The organism is Shewanella psychromarinicola (assembly GCF_003855155.1).
Classification (GTDB): domain Bacteria; phylum Pseudomonadota; class Gammaproteobacteria; order Enterobacterales; family Shewanellaceae; genus Shewanella; species Shewanella psychromarinicola.
Map to the genome: position 1 here is coordinate 4808326 of NZ_CP034073.1, position 15781 is coordinate 4824106.

The 15781-nt window shown below is 41.4% G+C and carries 16 protein-coding genes; 9 read left to right on the forward strand and 7 right to left on the reverse strand.

What is annotated here, in order from left to right; genetic code table 11:
- Positions 1 to 6: 6 nt before the first annotated feature.
- Entirely contained in the window at positions 7 to 1380 is a 1374-nt protein-coding gene (locus tag EGC80_RS20895) for a cytochrome ubiquinol oxidase subunit I (RefSeq protein ID WP_124012004.1), read from the reverse strand.
- Between the two features lie 147 nt (positions 1381 to 1527).
- Between EGC80_RS20895 and EGC80_RS20900 the strand changes: the two genes are divergently transcribed.
- From EGC80_RS20900 to EGC80_RS20920, 5 genes are all read left to right on the forward strand, one after another.
- Complete coding sequence (locus EGC80_RS20900; protein ID WP_124012005.1) at positions 1528 to 2970, forward strand: aminotransferase-like domain-containing protein; 1443 nt, start codon at positions 1528 to 1530, stop codon at positions 2968 to 2970.
- A gap of 250 nt (positions 2971 to 3220) precedes the next feature.
- Complete coding sequence (deoC, locus tag EGC80_RS20905) at positions 3221 to 4000, forward strand: deoxyribose-phosphate aldolase (RefSeq protein ID WP_124012006.1); 780 nt, start codon at positions 3221 to 3223, stop codon at positions 3998 to 4000.
- A 128-nt stretch (positions 4001 to 4128) separates the two neighbouring features.
- A complete protein-coding gene (locus EGC80_RS20910) occupies positions 4129 to 5004 on the forward strand; it encodes a DMT family transporter (protein ID WP_233768559.1) in 876 nt (291 codons plus the stop codon).
- Positions 5005 to 5634: 630 nt separating this feature from the next.
- A complete protein-coding gene (locus tag EGC80_RS20915; RefSeq protein ID WP_124012007.1) occupies positions 5635 to 6612 on the forward strand; it encodes a transposase in 978 nt (325 codons plus the stop codon).
- Positions 6613 to 6877: 265 nt separating this feature from the next.
- The gene (locus EGC80_RS20920; protein ID WP_124012008.1) at positions 6878 to 7126 is read left to right on the forward strand and encodes a hypothetical protein; all 249 of its coding nucleotides are present in this window, start codon (positions 6878 to 6880) and stop codon (positions 7124 to 7126) included.
- A gap of 42 nt (positions 7127 to 7168) precedes the next feature.
- Here the strand turns inward: EGC80_RS20920 and EGC80_RS20925 are convergent, their stop codons facing one another.
- The 4 genes from EGC80_RS20925 to EGC80_RS20940 all read right to left on the reverse strand — a co-directional run bounded on the left by EGC80_RS20925 (position 7169) and on the right by EGC80_RS20940 (position 10687).
- Positions 7169 to 7513, reverse strand: coding sequence for a zinc ribbon domain-containing protein YjdM (locus EGC80_RS20925; protein WP_101032423.1), 345 nt, complete (start codon positions 7511 to 7513; stop codon positions 7169 to 7171).
- A 202-nt stretch (positions 7514 to 7715) separates the two neighbouring features.
- Positions 7716 to 7907 carry a CopG family transcriptional regulator gene (locus tag EGC80_RS20930; protein WP_124012009.1) on the reverse strand — a complete coding sequence of 64 codons (192 nt, stop codon included), beginning with the start codon at positions 7905 to 7907 and terminating at the stop codon, positions 7716 to 7718.
- 158 nt (positions 7908 to 8065) lie between these two features.
- Positions 8066 to 9388, reverse strand: a complete 1323-nt coding sequence (locus tag EGC80_RS20935; protein WP_164839586.1) for a leucine-rich repeat-containing protein kinase family protein — start codon at positions 9386 to 9388, stop codon at positions 8066 to 8068.
- Positions 9389 to 9643: 255 nt separating this feature from the next.
- The gene (locus EGC80_RS20940; protein WP_124012011.1) at positions 9644 to 10687 is read right to left on the reverse strand and encodes an alkene reductase; all 1044 of its coding nucleotides are present in this window, start codon (positions 10685 to 10687) and stop codon (positions 9644 to 9646) included.
- Positions 10688 to 10831: 144 nt separating this feature from the next.
- On the opposite strand from EGC80_RS20940, the gene EGC80_RS20945 reads away from it, so the two are divergent.
- Positions 10832 to 11419, forward strand: coding sequence for a TetR/AcrR family transcriptional regulator (locus EGC80_RS20945; RefSeq protein ID WP_124012012.1), 588 nt, complete (start codon positions 10832 to 10834; stop codon positions 11417 to 11419).
- A 113-nt stretch (positions 11420 to 11532) separates the two neighbouring features.
- Here the strand turns inward: EGC80_RS20945 and EGC80_RS20950 are convergent, their stop codons facing one another.
- Entirely contained in the window at positions 11533 to 11778 is a 246-nt protein-coding gene (locus EGC80_RS20950; protein ID WP_124012013.1) for a TIGR02922 family protein, read from the reverse strand.
- Positions 11779 to 12200: 422 nt separating this feature from the next.
- Here EGC80_RS20950 and EGC80_RS20955 point away from each other — a divergent pair, with 422 nt between their 5' ends.
- A complete protein-coding gene (locus tag EGC80_RS20955) occupies positions 12201 to 12929 on the forward strand; it encodes a YebC/PmpR family DNA-binding transcriptional regulator (RefSeq protein WP_124012014.1) in 729 nt (242 codons plus the stop codon).
- A 511-nt stretch (positions 12930 to 13440) separates the two neighbouring features.
- Here the strand turns inward: EGC80_RS20955 and hpf are convergent.
- Entirely contained in the window at positions 13441 to 13797 is a 357-nt protein-coding gene (gene hpf, locus EGC80_RS20960; RefSeq protein ID WP_124012015.1) for a ribosome hibernation-promoting factor, HPF/YfiA family, read from the reverse strand.
- Between the two features lie 436 nt (positions 13798 to 14233).
- Here hpf and EGC80_RS20965 point away from each other — a divergent pair, with 436 nt between their 5' ends.
- The gene (locus EGC80_RS20965; RefSeq protein WP_124012016.1) at positions 14234 to 14884 is read left to right on the forward strand and encodes a DsbA family oxidoreductase; all 651 of its coding nucleotides are present in this window, start codon (positions 14234 to 14236) and stop codon (positions 14882 to 14884) included.
- Between the two features lie 453 nt (positions 14885 to 15337).
- The gene (locus EGC80_RS20970) at positions 15338 to 15772 is read left to right on the forward strand and encodes an OsmC family protein (RefSeq protein ID WP_124012017.1); all 435 of its coding nucleotides are present in this window, start codon (positions 15338 to 15340) and stop codon (positions 15770 to 15772) included.
- Positions 15773 to 15781 lie beyond the last annotated feature (9 nt).

Consider the following 15781-nt stretch of genomic DNA (forward strand, 5'->3'; position numbering starts at 1 on the left):
GTAAATTTAAAGTCGACCAGAAATTGTAGAAATTTCATGGGAGCCAGTGTTGTGAGCATCATCTAGCTGAGGCCCCTGTTTCATTTGGCGTATCATGTAGAAGTAACCAAATCCAAAGACGAGGCTGTAAACAATGAAGAAACATAGAAGGCTAATACTCATTTGTAAGTCACTATGGGCCGATACAGCATCTTTAGTTTTCATCAGTCCGTATACAACCCAAGGCTGACGACCGACTTCGGTGGTAAACCAACCTGCAAGTATGGCAATTAACCCGGCTGGCCCCATTAAAAGACAGAACTTTAGATACCAACCTGTATTATAAAGGCGCTGTTTTTTACGCAGCCAAAGACTGTAGAAACCTTGTAAAATCATGAGTATTCCAAGTGCGACCATAATTCTAAAAGACCAAAATACGACTAGTGAGTTAGGTCTTTCATCCTTTGGAAAGTCTTTCAATGCTGGAATGGGTTCTACCAAACTGTGTTTGAGTATCAAGCTGCCAAGGACTGGTATTTCAAGCGCGTAGTCAGTACGTTCTGTTTCCATATTCGGGAATCCAAACAGAATCAATGGACTTGGGCCACCGTCAGAGTTATCCCAGTGCCCTTCTATCGCTGCAATTTTTGCAGGTTGATGTTCAAGCGTATTAAGGCCATGTATGTCCCCTATATAGGCTTGGATCGGTGCAACAAGAACTAACATCCACATTGCCATCGAAAACATTTTCTTTACTGGGCCAGTTTTGTTGCCCTTGAGCAGATGCCAGGCTGCGCAAGCACCGACAAATACAGCAGTGCTGAGAAATGCTGCGACACCCATATGAACTAATCTGTATGGAAATGAAGGGTTAAAAATGACAGCAAACCAATCGGTTGGGACTACTTGACCATTGATAATCTCGTAACCGGTTGGGGTTTGCATCCAACTGTTAGAGGCGAGGATCCAAAAAGTGGAGAGTATGGTTCCCAGAGCTACCATACAGGTGGCAAAAAAGTGTAGCTTATCGCCTACTCGCTGCCAGCCAAAGAGCATAACACCAAGAAAACCTGCTTCTAAGAAAAAAGCGGTCAGCACTTCATAGGTGAGTAACGGCCCTGTAATACTACCGGCAAAATATGAAAAACCACTCCAATTTGTTCCAAATTGATAGGCCATAACAAGGCCTGAAACAACACCCATACCAAAGTTTACAGCAAAAATCTTTGACCAAAAAAGGTAGAGAATTTTGTAGTCAGGATTGCGTGTTTTGAGGCTTAAACCCTCCAAAACGGCAAGATAGCTAGCCAGTCCAATGGTTATTGTTGGAAAAATAATGTGGAAAGATACTGTAAATGCAAACTGTATCCGTGCTAATAAAAAAGCATCGAACTCGAACATAAGCTAGCCTTATTCATTTTAGAAGGTCGTAATATTAATTGATGGACAAGGAGATCAGTAGACACAGAAATTAAGTCTGAATATATAACAGATGGTTTTTATCGGTGTTATAATCTGGAAGGTGTTAATTGTTATGGTGAATTCGAATTGGCAAAGTATGAAGATCTGGTTTATCAACTCAAACGTCAGATAAAATCTGGAGTCTGGCGTGCGGGCGATAAATTACCGTCGCTTAGAAAACAGTCTGCACATAGTGGTCTAAGTTTGATGACAGTTTTACATGCTTATCAAGTCTTGGAGTCTCAAGGTTATGTGGTTTCTCAAGCGCGTTCAGGCTATCGTGTGACACCTGAGTTAAAAGAAACTGAACCTCATCTGCATGCTGCGGTGTCGTTAACTGAAAAAGTTGATATTAACGACTTTGTGTTTGAAGTGCTGCAAGCAGGTCGTAACCCGTATATGGTTAATTTTGGTTTCGCGTATCCAGATCCTAGTTTGTATCCACGCCAACAAGTTAATCGTTCGCTAATGTCTGCCGCCCGAAATCTACCTATTTCTAGTACATTCGATAATTTACCGCCTGGTAATGAAGAGTTAAGAACGATCCTTGCTAAACGGTATGCGACAAAAGGAGTTAACATATCGCCTGAGGAGATTGTGATTACCGCCGGAGCACTCGAAGCGTTAAATCTCAGCTTGCAAGTGTGCACCAAACCGGGTGATTGGGTGGTGGTTGAATCTCCCACGTTTTATGGTGCGCTTCAATCATTAGAGCGACTGGGATTAAAGGCCTTGTCGGTAAGAACGGATACAATAACAGGAATTGATCTCGATGCTTTGGAAAAGGCATTTCAATCCCATGATGTAAAGGCGTGTTGGTTGATGAGCAATCATCAGAATCCACTGGGTTTTACACTGACATTAGAGAAGAAGCAGTCGTTAAATGATCTGCTTAATCGTTATAACGTGGCCTTGATTGAAGATGATGTCTATGGAGAGCTTTATCAAGAAGGCACTCCCGTTATGCCAGTCAAACAGTTTGATCAAATCGGAAACGTAATGCTTTGTTCTTCTTTTTCAAAATCTTTGGTTTCGGGGTTCAGAATAGGTTGGGTAGCAGCAGGGAAACGTGCGTTGGAGATGCAAAAGTTGCAATTAATGAGCACGCTCGCAACAAGTGCGCCAATTCAATTAGCGCTAACTGATTACTTAAGTAAGTGTAATTACGAAACCCATTTAAAGCAGTTGAGAAAAAAACTTCACGAACGAAAAGGGCAGATGGAGTGTTTACTTACTAAGTACTTACCTTCAGGAGTTAATATAACGAGTCAGCTGGGAGGTTATTTTATTTGGGTAGAACTTCCGCTTGGTATTGATGCTGTGGATGTATTTCATGCTGCTATAAAACAAAACATCAGCATTGCGCCGGGAAAAATGTTCAGTGTGACCGAACACTACAATCATTGTATGAGATTGAACGCGTCCTTTGCACTGAATGACAAAACAGTACAAGCAATAATGACATTAGGACAAATAATCAGTGAATGTATGGTGGCGAATGAATCAACAATATTAGCAACTTCGGTATAACGCTTTAAATTCATGTGTAAAATGATGAAAGATTTTTATATTACTAGCACCCATTAGTTAGTTTTAAACTTGAGATAACGCATCTAAGTTCTAACCCGAAAGCTCTGATGCTCAAGATCTGATATAGATATAGCCGTCATTTCTGTATCTACTTTCGTATGCCCTCTACTTTTATAATGCCGTTCCTTTATTTGTGTTCAAGGTTTGTAGAGCCTTGGGTATAGATTTTTACTACGTATCGGAAATACTAATGAGTAATGTAAAAACAGCAGCACTACGTGCGCTCCAATTGATGGACCTAACAACCTTAAGCGACAGTGATACCGATGATAAAATTATCGAGTTGTGTAAGCTTGCTAAAACCCTTGTCGGTAATACCGCTGGCATATGCATCTATCCGCGCTTCATTCCTATCGCCAAAAAACAACTGAGAGCACAAGGTACATCCAACATTCGAGTGGTCACTGTGACTAATTTTCCTCATGGAAATGATGATGTTGAAATAGCCGTTGCTGAAACAAAAGCTGCAGTTGCCTATGGCGCAGATGATGTCGATGTTGTGTTTCCATATCGCGCGTTAATATCGGGTAATGAGGATGTTTGTTTTGAGCTTATTGAGCAATGTAAAGCTGCTTGCGGTAGTAATATTTTCTTCAAAGTGATTATTGAGTCTGGTGAGCTAAAAACGCCTGAACTAATCAAAAGAGCCTCCGAAATATCCATTAAAGCGGGTGCTGATATGATCAAAACCTCTACGGGGAAAGTGCCCGTCAATGCGACGCCAGAAGCTGCTGAAATTATGTTATCAGTCATCAAACAGATGGGCGTTGAAAGTAGCGTTGGTTTTAAGGCCTCTGGTGGCGTTCAGACTGCAGAAGAAGCCAAACTATATTTAGATATGGTTGATAATATTATTGGGGACGGTTGGGCCGACAACTCTAAACACTATCGTTTTGGTGCTTCTAGCTTGTTATCTAATCTACTTCATACGCTAGGTGAAGCAAAAATAGACGTTGACGCTAAATATTAGATTGAGCATTTATGAGCGTTCCGATTCGACAAGATGTTATCGATAACTCTTCGCTGTGCTAGTAGCAAATCATCGCTATTGACCATAAGCACTTTGACTAAATACTACATAAATCGTGGTGGTTTTTTTTGAATAATACCAAGGGCAGTTTTTTTATGGTTGCTTCGATGGCGGCGTTTTCCGTTGAAGATATGCTTATCAAAGCGGCGGCAGAGACGGCATCAATTGGCCAAATTTTAGCATTATTTGGTCTAGGTGGAATGCTTGTGTTTATATTTTTAACTTGGCGTAAGGGAGGGCGAGTTTTTCATCCTGCCATACTCTCAGCACCATTATTAATACGCGCCGTTTGTGAAGTTATTGGTCGATTCTGTTTCGCTTTAGCGATCACGTTAACACCGTTATCGAGTGCATCGGCGATTTTGCAGGCCACACCATTGATAGCAATGGTTGGTGCAGCTTTGTTGTTCGGTGAGAGTATCGGATTTAAGAGGTGGTTGGCTGTTTTCGTCGGTTTTGTGGGCGTACTGATGATTATTCGCCCCGGTTTCGCCGGCTTTGAGGTCAACTCTATTTTTGCGGTGGTGGCTACCTTAGGCTTTGCTGGCCGTGATTTAGCGACACGTGCCGCTCCACCTGTGCTTTCTAACACTCAAATTGGAGTCTATGGTTTTTCGGTGTTAATTCCAACAGGTTTGGTGATAATGGCTTATCAAGGTCAACCATTTCAATTTGGTTTTATGTTAGCGGCGCAGATTGTAGGGGCAATAGTCTTTGGTGTTATGGCCTATAATGCGTTGACCATCGCTATGCGTACTGGTGATGTATCAGTAGTGTCTCCATTTCGTTATTCCCGTTTATTATTTGCTTTGATTTTAGGTATTTTCATTTTTGGAGAGTCTCTTGATGTGCCCACTTTACTCGGGAGTCTGCTAATCGTGTTGAGTGGTGGTTATACGCTAATTCAAAATCGTAAAAAAGTACCTGAAAATCTAAGTATCTAGTATGTGTAATGGCTAACTGAATCTAGCCTCTTGTTTCGAAGTTATCAGTACTGTAGTGGCATAGTTATTTTGGCCACTACAATGCAACCTTCACTGTCCAGTTGTGCGCATTAGTAAATTCGTCTCGATTCAACGCTATACCACTAAAGTTTAGAATCTTATAAAAAAACACTTTCAAAGTAATGTAACCAATATCAAATACATTAATATATTTCTGTATTTGATATTGGATACAAAATATTATCTATGTCTCTATTTAAGATTGCAATGTAACTAAGAAGTCTCTCGAACGTAAGTGGTTTGAACTAAGGTTTTTTGTACTAACACTTTAACATGGCCATATATGGACGCTCCCGGTGAGTCAAGATAATACTCTGCTCACCGAAGGCTTTTGGGCCTTAGTTTTCTATTCTACTGCTTCACTCTTGTCATTGCTTTTGATGCGACTCATTTACCGCTAAAAGCGGTTGTACTGTCATATATACGGGCTTAACAGTCTAGCTGCGCCCCTAATGAAATCCGTACCACTGCGCCTGTATATGTCACTTTTTACATGGCCACCCATGATTACTGGCTAAATATCTAACAATAACCTACGCTTTATTTACCCTTTCAAAATGGTAATTGAAGATGGCCAGACCAAGACGAACAATTGTTAGTTTAGATGACACACCTTATTACCACTGCTGTTCACGTGTGGTGCGTAAGGCTTTTCTGTGTGGTATCGATAATTCAACAGGCGAGAATTTTGAGCATCGGCGTGAATGGGTTGGTTTACGCATCCTTGAATTGGCGACCATCTTTGCTATTGATATATGTGCCTACGCAGTCATGAGCAATCACTTAGATGTCGTGATTAAGGTTAATGCAGATAAAGTGAAACACTGGTCAGATAAAGACGTGCTGGTACAGTGGCACAAAGGTTTTAAAGGGACATTACTGACGCAGAAATTTGTTAAGGGTGAAGACCTAAACCAATTTGAGCGACAAACGGTCAATGAATGCATCACAGAGTATCGTAAACGGTTAATTGATATCAGTTGGTTTATGCGCTCCCTGAGTGAGCCGATTGCCAGACAGGCAAATAAAGAAGATAAATGTACTGGCAGATTCTGGGAAGGGCGGTTTAAATCGCAAGCATTATTAGACGAAGCAGCCGTTCTGAGCTGTATGGCTTATGTCGATTTGAATCCTATCCGGGCCAAAATGGCCAGCACACCAGAAATGTCAGATTACACCAGTATTCAACGCCGAATAAACTCAGCGATAAAAGGTGAACAACCAACAGCGTTATTGCGTTTTGTCGGTAATGAGCGTGTAAACATGCCTAATGGTTTAATGTTCAGTGTAAAAGACTATATTGTGCTGGTGGAAGATACTGGGCGAATTATTCGAGAGGATAAACGGGGTGCAATTAGTTCAAGCAGCCAAGCTATTCTCAATAGACTCAACATACCTGCCGAGAACTGGCTAAAAATTACTACAGAGTTTGGCTCATTATTCAAAGGCGCGGTAGGGGCGTTACCTGCCTTAACAGAATATTGTGAGCATTTAGAACGGAAGCGACGCCAAGGCGCGGCAAACTGCCAGCGTTGGTTGTGTGCTTAAACGCTAACTCTTAACTCTATAACACCACTTTCCACTTGATTGATATCAGGCTTTTCTGCTGTGTTAAATCGACCATAAACTTTATAAACTTTATAAACTTTGTGGGGTCAGTGTAAACTTTGTTTGAACACCATACATTTACTAATCCCACGATCCACCTTTAGACCCTTTGCTCTAAATGATTTATGTCCAAAAGTGAGTTAGAGCGCTTAGTTACAAACAAGGTTGAATCGAAGATAACTAAACGACAGGTGCAATCGCGGCTGTGACCATCGAGAACATGGATGTTTTCGCAGAGCGCCCATGGATGGGTTTACAGCGTGTCACAGAAGTGATTTCACTTGGGGATCACCACTGGGCAAGCATGCGTTCGGGCATTTCTAAACAATATACCTTTGGAACAACAAGAACCCGTTCAGGTGTGGCGGCGGGACTTGAACCGGTGTCCATAAAAAATCCCCGTTGGCATTGCTGCCTGCGGGGATTTTTTGTTAATCAGCCTAAAGCTGATTAATGGTCACTTACATGTGATTTACTATGTTCTGCTCAATCGTTATTAGCTTTGTTTTTTAACAAACTTTGATTTCAGCATCATTTGGCCATTGCCATCGACTTTACAATCGATGTCGTGGTCGCCATCGACAAGGTGGTTAATCACGGCTTTGGTGCCAACTTTAAGCACTAGCGATGAGCCTTTGACTTTAAGATCTTTGATTAAGGTGACTTTGTCGCCTTCTGCTAATAAGTTGCCGTTGGCATCTTTTAAAATGATAGCGTCTGGATCAACCACTTCTTCATTTGGGTTCCATTCATTAGCACATTCTGGGCAAATTAATAATGTACCGTCTGAATAAGCGTACGGAGACTCACATTTTGGGCATGGCGGGATTACATCACTCATATCTTTACTCTCTGTGTTCTTGGCAGTTGTCGAACATGTTAATAGCGCTAATACGCAGTTCGACAGGCTTTATCGATTGGCGTGAGATAGAAAAGTATCTACCCTGCCGAATATTGTAATGGCATTATAATGCTATTATCACAAGTTGACTACCCTAGGCAGTGCAGCAACCGAATTAACTTAACGATAGTGAAGACCAACGTTAGCTTTTCACTTGTGGATTGGGACGACTTTGGCTATCACTAAAACTCACATCGTGCTTTTGCAGATATTCACGAATAAGCTGACGAGTGACTTGTGATGGCGTGAGATCTTGAGCGGCACACAGCTGCTCAAATGCCTGCTTTTTTAACGGGTCCATTAATACGGTAAAACGTGCAGTTTTATTTTCCACTGTGGGCGAGCCTTTAATGACAACATGATAATTTGATTGTAATGCAGTGTGTTGATAAAGGCCATATTCTGTATTGGTTATTTACGCTGAAATTCATTCGAACTCAGGCGTCATTAGGTTGATTTACCTAAATGAGCCTTAACTCGAATGTTTATGGTTTAAGCAATACTCGCTATACGCGGTAACAATGTATTAAAGCACGGTCTGGACGATACATCATCTAGCAGGCAATCTTGCACTACCTGGCGCAACATCGTGGCTTGTGACGTATCTGGGTTATCGATGAGGTTTAGCATATCATCGACCAAATAACCAAACGCCCTAACCTCAATCGCTTGGATTAACTGCCGCCGCTGTGGGGTAAATTGTTTTAAATTTGATGCCGCGCCAAAATCGCCAAATAATACATAATCGTCTTGGTTTATCATGATGTTGTGGGCATAAAGATCACCATGGCTAATGCCATTTTGATGTAAATGAGCCAAAATATCAGCCATTTGGCTAGCAATATAAGTAATGCGCTGCCAAGTAAATACCGTTTGCGGCTCAAAAGTGTCGCGGCTACAGGTTTGCAACGACGGTGGTAAACCTAAATTGCCGAAGCTTGGCGGAATAAGTTGCATCACTAAGCCCAGTTGATCGGGCTGATTAATTTGTGCCACCACATTAATTAAATTAGGGTGTTCACCCGCGGTTAGGCAGCAATCAAGCTCATCTGCTGGATAACCGTCACTGGTGATCATACCTTTAAACAGCTTAATGGCGATATCTACGTCGCTGCTAAAGTGGCTAATGTTTGAGTTTCCTGCATGGTGACCTGCTTGATAAATTAGCCCAGATGCACCCTGACCGAGCAACTGACCTAAGCTAAATTGGCGTAATGGCACGGTGGGAACTCGAGTATTGTCGCAATGTTCAACATGACTAAATGCATTACCCGCAAAAGCCAGCCAGGCTAAGTTAGGTAATTGAAATAACCACTCAGGTAAATCGGTAAGCTGGTTTGCAGATAAACGAATAAGTGCCAATTGATGGCAATTTGCCATGCTAGCGGGTAGCGAGGTGAGCCTATTACCTGCTAGTGCCAGCTTCTCGAGGCGATAACATTGACCTAAACTGTCAGGCAACTGCTCTATCTGGTTGTCGGTTAAGATTAACCAGCGGGTTTGTTTTGGAATGGCACTGTCTGGCACGCTGCGGATTTGATTGGCTTTAAAACCTATCATCTCTAAATTAGGACATTGACCTAATACTGCTGGCAGATGATCAAATAGGTTATTAGACAAAAATAGGATTTTAAGTTGATGCAAGTCGGCAAAGTTAGCCGGCAATGACGACAATTGGTTGTTGCTAAGATCAAGTACTTCTAAGGTATCGGCTAGCTCAAACAAGTTAACCGGAAACTCAGTGAGTTGTGCTGCGATATTGACCCGTTGATAACCCAGTAACAAACCATCGTTTAATTGTTGCAGTGTTTGCATCATGCATCTCTTTGCCTAAAATTGCCGACATAGTAATAGACAGCACTCACTGAGACAAATTTCTGACAAAAAAAAGACCACAGCAAAAGCAGTGGCCAAGACGGAAACTAAAAAACACAAATTGGGGTTGATAATTTTAGCGCCACTTCTCACACATAAAATAGCTGTTAGAAGTGGATTCCTACAAAATACGTTTAACTAACCTCTACTGAAGTTAATAACGCAAAAAACAACAAACAAAAAACAAAAACAAGGTTAAATCAATTCAGCTAACATAGCGCCGTCGTAGCTGACTAATTCAACGCCATCACGTATTTTTGCTACGTAATCAGGATTGGCAATAAATGGACGACCAATAGCCAGTAAATCAAACTTGTTCTCGCTAATCGCTGTGCTACCCGTTTCAGCAGTGTAGCTACCCACACCCACTAACGTACCGGTATAAACACTGCGCATATAAGCCGATATACTGCCACCTAAGTAATCAAACTGCATTGAGTCGTCAAAAATACCACCATGTAAAAAGGCTAAATTTCGTTTCGCCAACTCAGGTAATAAATAGTCAAAAACATCACGGTCGCGAGGATCTGCTGCCATATTGAAATAGGCGCCAGGAGAGACTCGAAGAGCGGTGCGATCTGCGCCAATTCTGGCAACCACAGCATCAACCACTTCTAAGGCAAAGCGAGACATGTTTTCTGGTGTTTGACCGTATTCGTCTACACGACGGTTGTTATCATAGTGTAAGAATTGGTCAATTAAATAGCCATTTGCACCATGAATTTCGACACCATCAAAGCCAGCATCAATTGCGTTTGCAGCGGCTTGGGAATAATCAGCTACTAATTGCTTAATATCGTCTACCGTGGCGGCCTTTGGGGTTTGATAAACCAATTCGCGCATTCTAGGCACAGTGCCTTCCACGACTTGTGCTGAAGAAGATAATACATCGCCACCACCAAAAAAGTGCGGGTGTGCAACACGGCCGGTATGCCAAAGCTGAGCAAAGATTTTACCGTTATTTTTGTGTACGGCATCGGTAACGACACGCCAGCCATCAATTTGAGCCGGGGTAAATAAACCTGGGGTATTTGGGTAGCCCTGGCCATCTGGACGAATAATTGTCGCTTCGCTGATAATAAGACCCGCTTCAGCTCGGCGTGCATAATAATCGGCAATCATCTGTGTCGGCACAAGGTCATCATCTGCCATACAACGCGTTAATGGTGCCATTAAAATCTTGTTTGATAATGTTAGGGTGTCGTTAAGTTTGTAAGGGGTAAATAAACTCGCCGTCATGTGATAATCTCCTTTCTTGAATATGCGTTCAAGATTAATCTTATTTGAATACACATTCAAGTAATTTTTGAATAGTCGAGCTATTTTAGTTAGACTAAACCGAAATGAGTTATCACGCTTTGTTGTTACCAGAAGTGACAGAATATGAGACATGCTGAATTTGATAGAGAAAAAGTATTAAGAGCAGCCATGAGTGCTTTTACGGTGAACGGTTATGCCAAAACCAGCATGCAGGATCTTACCAAAGCCACTGGCTTACATCCTGGGTCAATTTATTGTGCGTTTGACAATAAAAAAGGCTTACTGCTTGCAGCCATAGGTCAATATCAACAAGACAGAGGCCAGCAATTTCAGCAACTGTTTACTGATGAAAACTCGATAATAGACAACTTACGTCGATACTTGGATAGCATTTTACAGGAATGCTTAAGTTGCGATGCTAGCCAATCATGTTTATTAACTAAAACACTCAGTGAAATGGGCGAGCAAGATGACGATATTCGCCAAATGTCGGCCCAATGTTTAGCCACTTGGCATGGCTCATTAGTGCAAGTATTCGAACAAGTAAAAGCAAAAAAATTAATTCCTGCCGACAGCGACTGTGATTTTTTAGCCCAATATATGATGATGGGAATATATGGGATGCGCACCATCGCTCATACCAATCCTAGCAAAACGCTATTGCAGGCGTTAGCGGATAAACTGCTCGATGATTTACTACGATGTGATTAGCATTATTATTTCATGCTAAACAACATAAAACGTGCATAAAAAACACCAAAAAAGCATAAAAAAAAGACACACTCGGTGTCTTCTTGGTTATGTTAGCTTGATGACTACTATCTTTAGCTCACGACACGTTGTGAAAAAACACGTTCACCCAATGAGTTAAGTATTTTGCACTCGCCTTCTAATACCGCAATAATCGATTTACCTCGGCGAAACGACTCAGGGATAATTACGCGTCCACTGTGACTGACTTGCAGATCGGTCATCACAGCATTATGCATTTCTAAGCCAACAGGGGCTTCGTAATACAAAATAGTCACTGTCGGATTTGAAGTTTGACCTTCGGCAGATACAGATTTCATATTCGGACTCTCATTTCAACATACTGATTCAGTGTAGAAATGATATTGATAATGTCACTTATCAACACATCTCAGAGTAAAATGGATGAACCAATAGACTCTTTGTACTGAATTCATCCAGGGAGAGAAGTCCTTTCTCATTATTTTTATATTTTGGTTTTAAACAACCTTTTACAATTAAATCGTATTTTAGATTTATTATCGATGGTAGGCGTTTAAACATGAACTTAACACATTTGATGTGTAAATATGAATAGTGATAGCCTAAAAGTATGACGTGCTAGATCTAAATTCTATAATACCTATCGGGTTATCAAGCCTATTTATGTGAAATTTAGAACCAGCACCTAAACAGCACAACTTATTCCTGCTAGAATCGGTGACAATTTTTAGCCTTAAACATTTAATAAAACGAGATTAAGATGGGCAGAGCATATCAAAATAAAAAAGAGGACATGGCGAAAACCGCTGGCCAAAAGACACGTATTTACTCACGTTATGGTAAAGAGATTTATATTTGCGCTAAAGGTGGCGTTGACCCAGAGGGCAACTTAGCCCTACGTAGCTTGATCGCCCGCGCGAAGAAAGATCAAGTTCCGGCACACGTTATTGAACGTGCCATTGAAAAAGCACGTGGTGGTGGTGGTGAAGATTATGATACCGCCCGCTATGAAGGTTTTGGTCCTGGCGGATGTATGGTTATTGTTGACTGTTTAACTGACAACAGTAACCGCACATTTACTCAAGTTCGCCAAGCGTTTGTTAAAAATGATGCCAAGCTGGGCGGCCCTGGTACTGTTGGCCATATGTTCGAACATCAAGCAGTATTTGTGTTTGATGGTGATGATGATGATGATGAAGCCATTTTAGAACTGCTTATGATGGCTGACGTCGACGTTGCCGATGTAGAACTAGAAGATGGTATCATCAGCGTATTTACGCCAGTATCAGAGTTTAATAATGCCCGCACTGTGTTAATTGAAGCCTTTCCTAAGATTGACTTTAAGGTAGAAAACTTAGCCTTTGTGCCACAAACCATGACTGAACTGACTGGTGAAGATATTGAAAATTTTGATAAGTTCTTAGCGGCTCTTGATGATTGTGATGACGTGCAACACGTGTATCACAATGCTGAGATTGATGAAGAATAAATCAAACTAGAACGAGAGACTATAAAAGCCTAGGAACTAGATCGCTTCGCTGCTAGATGCTATAAAATCTAAAGCATAGAGCCTAGTACGCTAGGCGGCTAGATCCTATAACAGAGATGACAAGCGCTGACAGTCGATGGCAAGCCAAGAGCCTAGAACGCTGCTAGTACGCTACGCGGCTAGAGACTATAAAATCTTGGTAGCTAGCGATAACGAGCGATGACATCCGATAACAAGCCAAGTGCTAGACCGTTCTATCCGTGAGCGTAGCGTTCGCTTGTTATCGTTTCCTAGCAGGACGCAGTCCGCCCTAGCAGCGAAGCGATACTAGCAGGACGCAGTCCGTCCTAGCAGCGAAGCGATACTAGCAGGACGCAGTCCGTCCTAGCAGCGAAGCGATACTAGCAGGACGCAGTCCGCCCTAGCATCTAGCCTTCTTACCTTTACCGAATCAAACAAAAAAACGCAGCTTAAGCTGCGTTTTTTGGCGTCGTTTAATAAACGATTTTGGTTAGCGTAAGTCCATTTCTTGAACTTTTTCGTAGGCGATTTCAGGCGCAGTGACATCTGGTTTTTCATGTAAATCTGCTTTTAATTGGCCTTTACGATGCTTTAGTGCCGCATCTAATTTTCTAGCGGCGCTCGTAATAGCCGGATACATGACTAAATCAGTACCTTTAGCTGCAATGCTAGTTCCTTCATAGTTAGTTCTAATTTCAACATCATACTCACCATGCTCTTTAGCAATGATGATATCTAGCGAGATAAGCGTGGGAAAATGGTTAGCTATTTTAGCGAATTTTTCATCTACGTGTTGTTTGACAGTATCCGTAACATCAACATGGTGACCAGAAAGATTTATTTTCATAGATTGTCCTTAAAAGAATTTACTTGCCAAATTTATCGCGTGTTACAACTGCATGCTGACATAAATAGGCTTGTTGTACAAATGCAGGCTGACATATTTAGACATGGGACATGAGCTTTGTGTCACAAGTACTCAAGTCTACAAAGTGTTTTATATCTACTTGTGAACTTCAACTACTATGCCATTAATAAAAGTTGATTAAAACGTGCATGGGGTATATCAAACTGACCTAACCCTTACTTGATTAAACACCAGATTACTGATTAAGTATAGACACAATTTAGTGACAAAGGTTGCAACTTTTGGGTTGTTTACACAAGTGATTACAAACCAAACAAATAATTACTAAAAGCAGTTGTTTTATAAACAACTATACATTTTTTGCCTGTTAAGGCTTATATAAATGAAACCGAATTAATCATTAGAAAGGATAATTATGGCCACTAATCAACTCCAAATCGATATTATTTCAGACGTAATGTGCCCTTGGTGTATTGTCGGCTACCGTCGTCTTGAACAAGCACTAAGTCAATTTAATGATTTAGAGGTTAAAATACAGTGGCATCCGTTTGAACTTAACCCCACGATGGGGCCAGAAGGTCAACACTTAGGCGAACACATTGCTGAGAAATACGGTTCAACACCGGAGCAAAGTGCTCAAAATCGTCAACGATTAACCCAAATGGGTGCTGATTTAGGCTTTGAATTTAATTTTTCTGATTCATCACGCATTTACAACACGCTACTTGCCCACCAGCTGCTGTATTGGGCTGCAGAGTCAGGTAAGCAAACCGAATTAAAACTGGCTTTATTTAGCAGCTACTTTACTCAGCAGCAGAATCCCGATGACATTGAAGTCTTAATTAATATTGCCACGCAGGTTGGCTTAGATGCCGATGAAGCTAGAGTTGTACTCAGCGACAAGCGCTATGAAAAAGCCGTTAAAGAAGCAGAGCAACTTTGGATCAGTCGCGGGATTCAAGCTGTGCCAGCTATAGTGTTTAATCAGCAATATCTAGTGTCTGGGGCACAAGAACCCGCCACTATTGCTGAATTGATCACCAAGCTGACCACCGAAGAAGCTTAATTGGTTTACCTCACCTCAACTCGGGTTAAAAAATGGGGAGAATAAGCTAACATCGGAATAATTGATTATCTCAGTTTAAAACCCAAACTGAGTTTAGTGAGCCTCAGTGGGCAACTCATGGCGTTCACATAGACTGATTTATCTTTATAGCCCTATTTAAAGCCAAACTGTGGCTAAATAAACAAAACCAGCGCAAGCTAGTTTTTGTTTATTTAAAGAGATAGGCGTAGCCTCTTTGCCCTCGGTTTTAAAATTCGTGATATCAAACCGAACAGTAGCTTGCCTGTAGTGAATAGATGCCATTTTTATATCTGTTTTCTCGAGCGAGTCCATGGACATTCAGCTACGCTTGGTGTTGAATCAACAGATGTTAGTTATCGTTTAAGTCAGCATCTATAAACGGTATGTTAAATCGTTATAAATACCACTATTAGGTGGTTTTGGGAGTACAAAATGAGCTTTAAATTAACGGTGAATTGGCAATCTTCACCAAGTGAAGACGGTGAATTTAATCGCGACCATGAGGTGAAATTTGGCAGTGGACAAACGATCCAAGCCTCGTCGGCATCAGAATACAAAGGCAATGCAGACAAAGTTAACCCAGAAGAAAGCTTACTAGCAGCTTTGTCGTCGTGCCACATGTTGACCTTTTTAGCGATTGCCCATTTAAAGCGACTGCCAGTGACCCATTATGTTGATAATGCCACCGCTGATTTAGGTAAAAATGATGCCGGTAAAGTCGCCGTGGTCAAAATGACGCTTGAACCCAAAGTCACTTTTGCTGAAGGGATTGAAGTAGACCAAGAGACATTGGCAAAAATTCATGCCAAGGCCCATGCAAACTGCTTTATTGCCAATTCATTAGCGTGTGTAGTTGAGATAAAATAGCGCAAGCGT